The organism is Candidatus Clostridium eludens, assembly GCF_045310515.1.
Taxonomy (GTDB): Bacteria; Bacillota; Clostridia; order Clostridiales; family Clostridiaceae; genus Clostridium_B; species Clostridium_B eludens.
This window is the reverse complement of record NZ_JBJHZX010000010.1, coordinates 90,615-103,091: the sequence shown is the minus strand read 5'-3', so window position 1 is coordinate 103,091 and position 12,477 is coordinate 90,615. Positions and strand designations below refer to the sequence as shown.

Here is a 12,477-nt window from a genome sequence, read left to right as displayed (position 1 = left end):
AGTATCACCTAATTTTGCTTGTATTTTTTTAATTCTTCATCAATGTTAACTTCATTTAGTTTTTCAAATTCTTTTTCTAGTGAATCTTCTTCTCTTAAATCCCCAAGTCCTTCAGCTAAAGATTCTTTCTTCTGAATTTTTCTTTCGATGTCTTCAATGTTTATTTTATTACCACCTGTTTCTACATTAGCTAATATTTCATTTACTTTTTTAGAGGCTTCTGCATTGTTAAATCTGGCGGAAGCTTCATCCCTATATATTCTGGTCTTACGAATTTCTTCTTCTAATTCTTTTAATTTAGATTTTATTGCTTCAGCTTTCTTACAAGCATCAGTATAACTTGACTCTAGGGAAGCATAAGTTTTATCAGCTTCCAATTTTCTCTCTAAAGCTTTTTTAGCCAGTTCTTCATTATTCTTACTTAGAGCAAGCTTAACTTTTTCGTCGAACTCTAAAGATATCCGTTTTGATTCTTCCATTTTCTTTTCAATTTCGTGTACATTACCAAGTATTTGTGCTGAAGATAATTTAGCCTTGTTTAAACTATCTTCCATATCTCTCAGTTTTTGATCTAGCAATTCAATAGGATTTTCTACTCCATCTAAGGTATTATTTACCTTTGCCCTAAAGATATTAGATATTCTTTTTAACATTCCCATAAAAATCCTCCTCAAAATTATTTTTTATTTCTTCTAAATTTTTTTATTTTATTAATAATAAATATTAATACCAGTATAAATATTATGAATTTAACGAAACCCCAGAAGAAATTTGCTAAGAGACTGCTGTTACCCGTATGGTAGTTGTTTCCCCAAAATATAGGAATGGGTATTGGTAAAAAAGAGCGTTTGTTTCCATCGTTGTAGTTTTTACTGGACTGAGAAGTAGTACTGCTAGCTTTTTCACCACTGGATTTTGAAGATGAAGTAGTAGATGAGTCAGACTTATTAGAAAAACTGCCTGATTTAAAATCGCTACTAGAACTACTACTAGATTTGTAACTGCTGCTAGAGCTACTACTATTGGATTTAGGTGAAGAAAAACTACCTGATTTAAAACTGCCTCCAGAAGCTTTTGAGGTACTGCTGCTTGAAAAACTCCTAGACTTTGAGCCACCGAAACTTGAACTTTTAGCATGTACAGTGTTAAAATTAGTGCTTGTTTTTAAAGTGACTGACTGTGAAGTAAAAACATATACCCATAGAAATAAAAAAGTAAGTAACAGGGATATAATAAAATATTTTTTATTTGCCTTAATTTTACACACCCCCCCTTAAGGCATCTTTAAAGAAATAATCAGCCAGTGTTTTTGACTTGTTATTTGTTTTCAGATATCTAAAAATATATATTTTCTACTATAATAGTAACACAATATCTTAAGCAATGTATATAAGTGATTATATAGTATAAAATAACCCATAACAAGTATTAAAATAACGCATTTAGTATGAATTAATACAACATACCTATATTATCCTAATAAAATCTTATGTTTTTATAAGATGTTGGGTTTGTAAACAATATATCTATACCATATAATATAAATATGGTTTGATTTTAAAAAATTTTACCAGAGAGTACATTTGTTTGGAGGATGTTAACTGTGGATGAACGTAAGTTTGGAATAGAATATATAAATAAGATTGCAAAGAATATATCAACTAGTAACATAATACCTTATGAGGACCTGCCAAGATATGATTTATTTTTGTCACAGGTTACAGATTATTTAAATGATAAATTTAAAGAAGAAAAATATACTAATAATATAGTGCAAAATTATATAAAGAATGAAGTTATATCTAAACCAGAGGATGGCAAAAAAAGAGGTTACACAAAGGTTCATTTAACCCAGCTAATTTTATTAAGTTATATGAGACCTATACTAACTACAGAGGAAATAAAAAAAGTATTTAGGCTAGCTTTTAATGAAATAAATGATGGAGAAGATGATATAATATCCTGGGAAGATGCATATAAAATATTTTCGAATTTACAGCAGGATAGTTTTGAAAACCTGATAGAAAAAGAATGTTTTAACGAAAAGAAATTTGAAAATATAGTAAAAGATATGAATTTAAAAAGTAAAGAGGAAGAAAAAATAATAATTTTTTTTGTTGTTATGTCTTTAATTTGTCAGGCAAGTGCAATTAAAAAATTGGTTCAAAATATAGTTAATAACTATGAAGAAAAGTAAAATTAATTATAAAAAACTATTTTAATTCTTTGTTTAGATTTACGCTTATTATTTAAAGAAGTTTTTATGAAAATGAAAAGACATCTTAAAAATAACTAGATAATATGCTGGTCTATTTTATGCCCTACTAACTGAAAAATTTTTTCTCTATTTAATATAAAATAGACTTTGCATTTTTGGCTTGTTAGTTATCTATAGATGCCTAAACTTGTTAAATATATATTTAAAATAAGTTAAAGTAACGATACTTATTTAGCATTATTATATAGTAGACAAATACTTTGAGCGGCTATTCCTTCTTTTTTACCTGTAAAGCCTAAACCTTCTTCAGTAGTAGCTTTTACACTTATTATAGATTTACTTACATCTAAAATTTTAGCTATATTTAATCTCATGTCAGGTATATAGGGAAATAGCTTGGGTTCTTCAGCTATTATGGTAGAATCTATATTTCCTATAGCATATCCTTCATTTTTGATTAGGTCTGAGACATAAGATAATAATTTAAGGCTTGATATATTTTTATACTTTATGTCATTGTCGGGAAAGTGTTTTCCTATGTCACCTAAGGCTAAAGCTCCCAACAAACTGTCCATTATTGCATGAACAAGTACATCTGCATCAGAATGCCCAACTAATCCCCTATCGAAAGGAATAGTTACACCACCTAGTATAAGGGGTCTATTATAAGCTAATTTATGTACATCATAACCAAGTCCAATTCTCATAGTGAATCCTCCTAATTTTTATTATATTTTATCATATATCAAGTGATTCTTAGGTTCAGATGGAGTTTGCTTATAAGGATGATTCTCTCCAGCTGAACCTTATTAACAGTATTCTTAGTGTTTTCAGCACTTAGAATACGTTATCCTTTAGGGGAAGAACTTATCCAGGCGCGTAGCACCTCTTATCCCCCACTTTGATAGAAAAGCAGAGAACCAAAATTTTTAATTTTGTGTGAATCGCTTTCACAGAGTGCGATGGGGGTGTTAGCAATGGTAGCGATCGGATAAAATAAAAAGGGTGCATTGCAATGCACCTAGGATATATAACGGGAATAATGAATTACTTTACTGCCGTTTTTATTATTTTTTTTATGAACTTTATTCTTAGAATTAAAAAAATTTATAAAAAATTTTTTTAATGAGAAAAGGAATGATTTATTTTCTTGTTTCCTATATTTTGAGAAATCCACTTTGGTAACGTTATCTTTCACAAATAACCCCACCTTTCATAAAATATTTACCTACTTAAATAATAGCATAAATTCAAAGAAATGTTAACAAAATTATAAAAAAATATAATAATTATTTTTAAGCAGAATAACATTTGAGTTTAGTAGAGTAAAATAAAGAAATTAAGAGGTAAAGTAATCCTCCTAATTTCCTGAGATAAAAAGGTATATTTTTTGTATGAGGAAATGTTAGTTATAATTTATGAGCTTTGTAACTGTGTGGGTATTAATAGTATATGGTAATTACTGTGATTTGGTTACTATTATTTTAATATAAATAAAAAATTATTTAGTAACATAGTATAATATTTGTTGGTAATGTTAAAATTAAACTATACAAGTTATAAACAGACGCTTGTGGATAATTTGTATAGTTCTGTACATAGCTAATTTAAATTTAGACAAATCAATAACTTTTTAGTATAATTTACATTGAATGAATAATTTATAATAATAGTGTATGTATAAATAGATTTTTAGAAGTTATGGTAATTAATAAAATAACAAGTTGTCCACAACTATTTGTGGATAATGTGTATAATTCAGAACAAAACTTTTGGATTTATGACCTAAAATTGTAAAAATACTGATACATTTTAATGGGGAAGTGAAAAAATGAAAAATAGAAATATGAAAATTTTAATCAGGATAATTTTAATATTTTTTATCTTATCTGGTATATTTGCAATTTACAAAATTAAATTTTTATCTACCAGTGAAAAAAAAAATTAACACCACTGGAAATTTAAAATATAGCCAGTCGGAAAATAATGATAAAAAACAAGATATAAGTAAGGTTGTAGTTAACAAAAACCGGCAGTTTACAGGGAGGGATTTAATATATAATTCACAGTCCATTCCAGTACTATATTATCATTCCATAAGCTATGAAAAAGGGAATGAACTTAGAATTCCAAAAGAAAAATTTAGGCAGCAAATGCAGTATTTAAAGGACAATGGATATATTACCCTTACTTTAGATGAATTTTATAGTTTTTTAGTTAATAATAGTCCAGTACCCACTAAATCTGTGATAATAACTTTTGATGATGGTTATAAAGATAACTATGAAAATGCTTTTCCTGTATTAAAAGAATTTGGTTTTAAAGCTACCATATTTGTAATTACAAGTACTATAGACAATGAAAAAAACTTTTTAACTTCTACTGAATTGAAACAAATGCAAAATAATGGCATAGATATTGAAAGTCATACGGTAAATCATGATAAATTATGTAATTTAACTTATGACAACCAGGTAAAAACCCTTAAGGATTCTAAGGAATTTTTAGAAAAGCTTTTGCACAAGGATGTAAAATATATTGCATATCCCTATGGAAAATGGAATGAGGATACTTTAAAGGCTGTAAAATCAGTAGGATATGATATGGCTTTTACTACAATAGGAGGATGGTCCAATAAAAGCCAAGGATTATACACATTAGATAGAGTTTATGTAAGTTCTAATCATGGAATAGATGAGTTTAAGAGAAGGTTAATAAATAGTCAATATAATGCTTCAAATTAAGTGAAATTTTATAATCAATATCTTTAGGAGGGGTAGTTTTGAAGAAAAGAGTAAATGCATCCATTTTAATAGTGGTATTTTTAGTGACGTTTTTTCAATTTAAAGTTTGTGCAAGTTCTTCTTTAGCAACACCTGAGGTAAATATTAGTACTAATAAAGAATGGACTGTTAAATTTAATCTTGATTTAAAATCAAGTACTGTAAATAATACTAATATAAAAGTTACAGATAAAAATAATGCTCAAGTACCTGTGGCAATAGCTCAGGGCAGTGATTTAAGTACTGTAATAATAAACCCTAAAATATCAGGATATAATCCTGGTGAGACATATAATTTAATTATAGGAACAGAGGTAGAATCACTTTCAGGAAAAAAATTGTCAAGTCCGGTAACTTTACAATTTACAACAGTGAGTCAATATTCAGATGGGACTAGTTATTCAGGTCTTCCCATAATAACTTCCAATAAATTTGAATATACACCACTGTTATCATCTCAAGAACAAGGATTCTTTATAAATTCTGATTCATCAGGTGTCCAATACAGAATTTTTGTAAGTAAAGAATCAGATAAAAGCGGAACCTATACAGAACTTACTAATGGGTATACTAATGCAGCTAATGGTAAAATAACAGCTTTAAAGACATTAAGTGCAGGAACTAGTGGTGAAAAATATAAAGTAATTATATATATAAAAAGACAAGGTATAACAGGAGCTCATAAAGATCAAAACACAGATTATGATAATTATCTTATAGATTATTTTAGGTGTGTTGATAGTGTGAATAACGAAAATATCCAATATGCGGATTATAACATAACTTTAGATAATATGGTAGACACCCAGCTTAATTCATATAGTAAGCCAGTTTTTGTAGAAACTAGCATAATGGACAATACAGCAACTAAGAATCAAATAAAATATTATGCTAATCCAAACAATTTTCTCGATAGTTATGGAAAATATCAATTTTTAAAGCTTACATATTCAGATGGAATTACTGTGGATGGTTTAAATAATTTTTTAAATGGAAAAGGGATCTTCCAAGGATTGGGACAAGCATTTTTGGATGCGGCCAAGGAAAGTGATATAAGTGTAGCATATTTGGTTTCCCATGCAATGCTTGAAACAGGGAGCGGAACTTCAGTGTTAGCTAATGGAGGAGCTGTTGATGAAAATGGTAACTATATTCATGGAAAGGCAGTATATAACTTCTTTGGTATAGGAGCTACAGATGACAACCCTACAATTAATGGAACTGAAACAGCATATGAGAAGGAATGGTTTACTCCGGAGGAGGCTATAAAAGGAGGCGCAGCGTGGATAGCAGCCCAATATATAAATAATCCTACAAGAAATCAGGATACGCTCTATAAAATGAGGTGGAATCCTGACAACCCGGGAGAACATCAGTATGCTACAGATATAGCTTGGGCGTATAAACAAATTCCTAATATAATCCAAGGAATACAAGATATATCCTCAAATTCTGATAGCAAATTAGAATTTGAGATACCTAAACTAAAATAATGATTTTAATATAATAGACAACCCTATCAAAATAACTAAATTTTGTAGGGTTGTTTATTTATACACTTTTAAATCAATAATTGAATGTTTTTTTAGTGGTTTTAATTTAATATAGTTCTTATATTCACCATACTTTCATCTTTTATAAAAGGTGCACAGAATTGAAAAGTTTTTTCATGTCCACAATTCGAACATATACAATCACATATATCATATGGAATATCGTCAATTAAAATTACATTAGAATATCTAGTTATGTAATCTCCACCACATATTTCGCAAGGAGTATAACTTATAACTAAATATTCACTTTCTAAATATTTCATTATGTCTTTAATTATCATTACTACCCTCCCAATAAAAATATCATAACACAAATGTTAACACTCCTAAAAAATATTTTCAATAGTGGAAAAAAGATTTATTTTCCATATTTTAAACGCTATTTCATATATTTCTCACTGCATCTATTTTAATTAGGAATTTTATACCTAATAACTGTCATATATTAGTTGTGTAAAAATAATTATCTTAGAGAAGTTTTTATTTTAAAGCTTAGAGGGTGAATTGATGTGATTAATATTATATGGTTTTTTATTTTAGCTTTTGGAATAATATTTGGCATTCTCTGTGGCAGAGGAGAAGAAGTATCTAAATCTATTATAGCTTCTTCAGATGCAACAGTAAAACTTATAATAAACCTTGTGGGAATAATGTGCCTATGGTGTGGAATTATGAAAATAGCAGAAAAAAGCGGACTTACTCACAAGATAGCCAAGCTTATGAAACCAATATTAAAGGTATTGTTTAAAAAGGCATCCAAAGATGAAAAGGCCATGGGTGCTATAGTTATGAATATTACTGCTAATATGATGGGATTATCCAATGCTGCCACTCCCTTTGGAATAAAGGCTATGAAGGAATTAAGTCGTCTAAACAATAAAAAAGAAGAAGCAAGTGATGATATGACCCTCTTTTTGGTGCTAAATGCAGCCTGTATACAGTTTTTGCCTACTACAGTTATTTCCATAAGAGCTGCTATGGGCTCTAAGAATCCAGCAGAAACAATAATACCAGCTGTAGTTACCACTACTATAGCTGCAATAGTTGGCATAATATGCTGTAAAATAATGGAGAAATATTTCTGACTTATCCGAACGCTACCATTGCTAATACTCCCATCGCACTCTGTGAAAGCGATTCACACAAAATTAAAAATTTTGGTTCTCTGCTTTTCTATCAAAGTGGGAGATAAGCACTGTTACGCATCTGGATAAGTTCTTCTAATGTTCAGGTGGAGAAAAGCATTTCTCATAAGCAAATTCCACCTGAACCTAAGAATCACTTGATTTTAATAAAGAGGAGGGGGACCTTTGAGTTACATAATAAAGAGTATAATACCCATAATTATAGTTTCTGTAGTTACTTATGGAATAATAAAAGAAGTTAAAGTATATGAATGCTTTATAGAAGGTGCCAAGGAAGGTATTAGCATATGTATTAAGATATTTCCATATTTGCTGGCTATGATATTAGCAGTGGGAGTATTTAGAGAATCTAGGGCACTAGATTATTTTATAGGATTTATAAAACCAATAGTTAATTTTATAGGTATTCCAGCAGAAGTAGTACCTCTTATACTTATAAAACCGCTATCGGGAAGCGGGGCTCTTGGGGTGTTCACTGAAACTTTAAGTAAGTTTGGACCTGACAGTTATATAGGTAGAGTGGCTTCCATAATTATGGGTTCTACAGAAACTATATTTTATACAGTAACAGTTTATTTTGGTGCAGTGGGAATAAAAAAAATAAGGCATACGCTTTGGGCAGCTATAATGGCAGATTTGGTTTCAGTAATAGTAGCAGTAACAGTAGCGAGGATTATGTTTTAGATATACTTTTTTATGAAAAGATTATATTTCATTTTATAGTATTAGTTGTATAATATAATATAATGGTACTTTGAGGTGATGGTTAGGATGTTGAAATGGAGAGAATTATATGAAGAATGTATAAATTGTAAGAAATGTAATCTTAGTAATAATAGAATAAATATGGTTTTTGGAGATGGCAACCCTAGAGCAGGCATGATGTTTATAGGAGAAGCACCCGGGGCAGATGAAGATAGAACAGGTGTACCTTTTGTGGGAAAGGCAGGTAAACTTTTAACCAAGGCTCTTGAGTCACTGGATTTGTATAGGAAAAGAGATTATTACATATGTAATATTTGTAAGTGTAGACCTGAGAATAACAGAACTCCCCATGAACATGAAGAAAAGGCATGTATTCCATATTTGAGAAATCAAGTAGCACTTGTAAGGCCTAAGATAATAGTTTGTCTTGGAGCTACTGCCATGAATTGCATACTAGGAAGGGATTGGAGAATTACAAGGGATAGAGGAAAATGGGTTGAAAGGAAAGGATTCTATATAACTGCCACTTTTCATCCATCTGCCATACTGCGGGATGAGAATAAAAAGCCTATGTTTTGGGAAGACTTAAAAAGTATAAGAAAAAAGTATGAAGAAGTCTTTGAAATAAAAAACATTGACACATAAAAATATATGGCATATTATAGTGTTAAATACTATGAAGGAAAGAGTAGTAAATTAATTTTGTGCAAAGAGAGTCGATAATTTGGTGAAAATCGAAGACAAAATAGTTTATGAACATGGCTCTGGAGTATACCATTTGAAGTAATATTAGGGTGGTACGGCGGCAACCGTTATATTGAAAAGTAATTTTAAAGTTTAATTACTTATAGATGTCTTTATTGCGAAGTAAAGATGAAATAGAGTGGTAAAGCGTGCTTTGCGCCTCTATATGGAAGAAGTTTTCATATAGAGGCTTTTTTATTTTGAGTTTGCAAATTAATATTTTTATCAAGTGAATCTTAATAGATATTAATAAAAGTTTTTGTATAAATTATGAGATAAGGAGAGAAATGAACATGACTAAAGGAACATATTATATTACTACACCTATTTATTATCCATCGGCAAATCTTCACATAGGTAATACATATACCACCGTGGCAGCAGATGCCCTTGTTAGATTTAAGAGGATTACAGGCTATGATGCTATGCTTTTAACTGGTACAGATGAGCATGGACAGAAAATTCAGAGATTGGCAGAAGCTAAAGGAGTTACTCCCAAAGAGTATGTAGATGAAATAGTAGCAGGAATTAAAGAGTTATGGAAAATAATGAATATAAATTATGATAAGTTTATAAGAACTACAGAAGAATATCATGTAAAAGCAGTCCAGAAGATATTTAAAAAATTATATGATCAAGGAGATATATATAAGGGAAATTATGAAGGCTGGTATTGTACCCCTTGTGAATCATTTTGGACCGAAACCCAATTGGTAGATGGAAAGTGTCCTGACTGTGGTAGAGCAGTAGAAAAAGCTAAAGAAGAAGCCTATTTTTTTAAAATGTCAAAATATGCGCCTGAGCTTATAAAGCATATTGAAACTCATCCGGATTTTATACAACCTGAATCTCGAAAAAATGAAATGTTAAATAATTTTTTAAAACCAGGGCTTCAAGAGCTTTGTGTTTCAAGAACTTCTTTTGATTGGGGAATACCTGTAACTTTTGATGATAAACATGTAATATATGTATGGATAGATGCACTGGCAAATTATATAACAGCATTAGGCTACGGCGGTGAAAATCAGGAATTATATAAAAAGTATTGGCCGGCAAATGTACATTTGGTAGGTAAAGATATATTAAGATTTCATACAATTTACTGGCCTATAATGCTTATGGCTTTAGGAGAAGCACTACCTGAAAAAGTATTTGGACATGGTTGGCTTTTGGTAGACGGAGGAAAAATGTCAAAATCTAAAGGAAATGTGGTAGATCCTGTAGTTTTGGTAAATCATTTTGGTGCAGATGCTGTAAGATATTACTTATTGAGGGAGATTCCTTTTGGTGCTGATGGGTTGTTTAATAATGAAATATTTATAAAGAAAATTAATTCAGATTTAGCTAATGATTTAGGAAATTTATTATCAAGAACCTGTACCATGATAGAAAAATACTTTGATGGAATTATGCCATCACCAACACAGAAAGAGGATATAGATAATGAACTCATAAGTTTGGCCCTAGATACACCTATAAAAGTAGAAAAACATATGAATCACTTAAGAATACCTGAAGCTTTAGACAATATATGGCAGCTTATATCAAGAACTAATAAATATATAGATGAAACTACTCCGTGGATATTAGCCAAGGATGAAAGCAAAAAAGATAGATTGGGAACGGTAATTTATAATCTTTCAGAGTCTTTAAGAATAATATCCATATGTCTTTGTGCGTTTCTTCCTGAAACCAGTGAGAAAATTTATAAGCAGTTGAATGTGGAACTTATATCCTGGGATAGTATAGCTTCTTTTGATGGAACTAGGTCGGGAACTAGAATAAATAAAGGAGATATATTATTTCCTAGAATAGATGTAGATAAAAAAATAGAAGAATTGAATAAACTGAAAGAGGAAAAAAGCATTTTGCAAAATTCTACAGCAGAACCTATAAAAGAACAAATAACTATAGATGATTTTGATAAACTAGATTTAAGGGTTGCAAAAGTGTTAAAATGTGACCATATAAAAGGTTCCAATAAGTTACTAAAATTGCAGCTTGAATTAGGACAGGAAAAAAGACAAGTGGTGTCAGGAATATCTAAATATTATAAACCAGAAGAACTTGTGGGAAAATATGTAATAGTTGCAGTAAATTTAAAGCCAGTAAAATTAAAAGGAGAAATTTCAGAGGGAATGATATTATCTGCAGCCTCAAATGATGGCAGCAAATTATTCACACTTTCCATTCCTGGGGAACTTCCTACTGGTAGTGTGGTAAAATGATTAATATATTAATTAAATAATTTTTATATACTTAGGAGAAGTTAGTTAAGGATTAAGAGGTAATAATTATAAGAGTTTTAGAATATGTTCTTTTATAACCGTTAACTTTTAATTCTTGATTACCAAAGCAGGTAAGAGAACTTTACTGTATATATTTAATATTTTACAGGGGAGAGGAGTTAATATGGAATTAAGTATATTTGATGCCCATGCACATTATGATGATGAACAATTTAATGGGGATAGGAATATAGTGATAAATGAATTGAAAAAAAATAATATAGTTGGAGTATTAAATTGTGGATCTTCCATAGAGGGAGCTAGAGTTTCTGTTAAATTAGCAAATGAGCATGAGATATTTTATGCAGCAGTGGGTGTACATCCGGAATATGCAGATAAATTTGATCACAACACAATAGATGAATTAAAAATGTTGGCTAAAAATGAAAAAGTGAAAGCTATTGGAGAAATAGGACTTGATTACTACTATAAAGAAAATCCACCTAAGGAGATACAAAAATCTGTATTTATAAAACAAATGGAACTAGCAAAAGAACTAAATCTTCCTGTAATTATACATGATAGGGAAGCGCATGAAGATATTTTAAATATAATAAAACAATTTAAGGGAGTTGTTGGGGAAATACATTGTTTTTCAGGCAGTGTTGAATTTGCCAGAGAGTGTATAAAGTTAGGTTATTATATAGGCTTTACAGGAGTAGTAACCTTTAAAAATGCAAAAAAATCATTGGATGTGGTGAGAGAAGTACCTGTTGATAGAATTCTAGTTGAAACTGACTGTCCTTATATGGCTCCAGTACCTTTCAGAGGCAAGAGGAATAGATCAGAATATATAAAGTTTATTATATCAAAGATAGCAGACATAAAAGGAGTTACGGAGAAGGAAGTAAGTGAAATAACAATTTCTAATATGAAACACTTGCTTAACTTAACATAATAGTATAAAATGGAAATATCCCATATTTAGTAATTTAAAACATATTTGTAACATAAAATATAATAAATTTACATTAACACCACCTAAAAATATCACAAAAATATTATAAACTGTAATATTAAGTATAACTTAGTTTTGTA

The 12,477-nt window shown here is 29.7% G+C and carries 12 protein-coding genes and 1 other annotated feature; of the genes, 8 read left to right on the top strand and 4 right to left on the bottom strand.

Annotated features, from left to right (window positions below):
• Positions 1-8: 8 nt before the first annotated feature.
• Both ACJDU8_RS08605 and ACJDU8_RS08600 read right to left on the bottom strand, forming a co-directional pair.
• Entirely contained in the window at positions 9-659 is a 651-nt protein-coding gene (locus ACJDU8_RS08605; protein WP_406791738.1) for a PspA/IM30 family protein, read from the bottom strand.
• A gap of 17 nt (positions 660-676) precedes the next feature.
• The gene (locus ACJDU8_RS08600) at positions 677-1,267 is read right to left on the bottom strand and encodes a hypothetical protein (RefSeq protein WP_406791737.1); all 591 of its coding nucleotides are present in this window, start codon (positions 1,265-1,267) and stop codon (positions 677-679) included.
• A gap of 327 nt (positions 1,268-1,594) precedes the next feature.
• On the opposite strand from ACJDU8_RS08600, the gene ACJDU8_RS08595 reads away from it, so the two are divergent.
• Complete coding sequence (locus ACJDU8_RS08595; protein WP_406791736.1) at positions 1,595-2,197, top strand: DUF1836 domain-containing protein; 603 nt, start codon at positions 1,595-1,597, stop codon at positions 2,195-2,197.
• A gap of 248 nt (positions 2,198-2,445) precedes the next feature.
• Here ACJDU8_RS08595 and ispF read toward each other — a convergent pair whose 3' ends face one another.
• Positions 2,446-2,925: a 2-C-methyl-D-erythritol 2,4-cyclodiphosphate synthase gene (gene ispF, locus ACJDU8_RS08590; protein ID WP_406791735.1), complete on the bottom strand. Its 480-nt coding sequence runs from the start codon at positions 2,923-2,925 to the stop codon at positions 2,446-2,448.
• Between the two features lie 1,191 nt (positions 2,926-4,116).
• On the opposite strand from ispF, the gene ACJDU8_RS08585 reads away from it, so the two are divergent.
• Both ACJDU8_RS08585 and ACJDU8_RS08580 read left to right on the top strand, forming a co-directional pair.
• Complete coding sequence (locus tag ACJDU8_RS08585; protein WP_406791734.1) at positions 4,117-4,962, top strand: polysaccharide deacetylase family protein; 846 nt, start codon at positions 4,117-4,119, stop codon at positions 4,960-4,962.
• A 38-nt stretch (positions 4,963-5,000) separates the two neighbouring features.
• On the top strand, positions 5,001-6,494 hold the full coding sequence (locus ACJDU8_RS08580; protein ID WP_406791733.1) for an N-acetylglucosaminidase: 1,494 nt from the start codon (positions 5,001-5,003) through the stop codon (positions 6,492-6,494).
• A 101-nt stretch (positions 6,495-6,595) separates the two neighbouring features.
• Here ACJDU8_RS08580 and ACJDU8_RS08575 read toward each other — a convergent pair whose 3' ends face one another.
• Complete coding sequence (locus ACJDU8_RS08575; RefSeq protein ID WP_406791732.1) at positions 6,596-6,838, bottom strand: metal-binding protein; 243 nt, start codon at positions 6,836-6,838, stop codon at positions 6,596-6,598.
• A 228-nt stretch (positions 6,839-7,066) separates the two neighbouring features.
• Between ACJDU8_RS08575 and ACJDU8_RS08570 the strand changes: the two genes are divergently transcribed.
• The 5 genes from ACJDU8_RS08570 (at position 7,067) to ACJDU8_RS08550 (ending at position 12,337) form a co-directional block, all read left to right on the top strand.
• Entirely contained in the window at positions 7,067-7,642 is a 576-nt protein-coding gene (locus ACJDU8_RS08570) for a nucleoside recognition domain-containing protein (RefSeq protein WP_406791731.1), read from the top strand.
• Positions 7,643-7,867: 225 nt separating this feature from the next.
• Positions 7,868-8,386 carry a spore maturation protein gene (locus tag ACJDU8_RS08565; RefSeq protein WP_406791730.1) on the top strand — a complete coding sequence of 173 codons (519 nt, stop codon included), beginning with the start codon at positions 7,868-7,870 and terminating at the stop codon, positions 8,384-8,386.
• A gap of 87 nt (positions 8,387-8,473) precedes the next feature.
• Complete coding sequence (locus ACJDU8_RS08560) at positions 8,474-9,052, top strand: uracil-DNA glycosylase (protein ID WP_406791729.1); 579 nt, start codon at positions 8,474-8,476, stop codon at positions 9,050-9,052.
• A gap of 22 nt (positions 9,053-9,074) precedes the next feature.
• Positions 9,075-9,318 (top strand) — a binding site (T-box leader).
• A 108-nt stretch (positions 9,319-9,426) separates the two neighbouring features.
• Positions 9,427-11,379: a methionine--tRNA ligase gene (gene metG, locus ACJDU8_RS08555; RefSeq protein ID WP_406791765.1), complete on the top strand. Its 1,953-nt coding sequence runs from the start codon at positions 9,427-9,429 to the stop codon at positions 11,377-11,379.
• A 184-nt stretch (positions 11,380-11,563) separates the two neighbouring features.
• A complete protein-coding gene (locus tag ACJDU8_RS08550; RefSeq protein WP_406791728.1) occupies positions 11,564-12,337 on the top strand; it encodes a TatD family hydrolase in 774 nt (257 codons plus the stop codon).
• Positions 12,338-12,477: the final 140 nt, after the last annotated feature.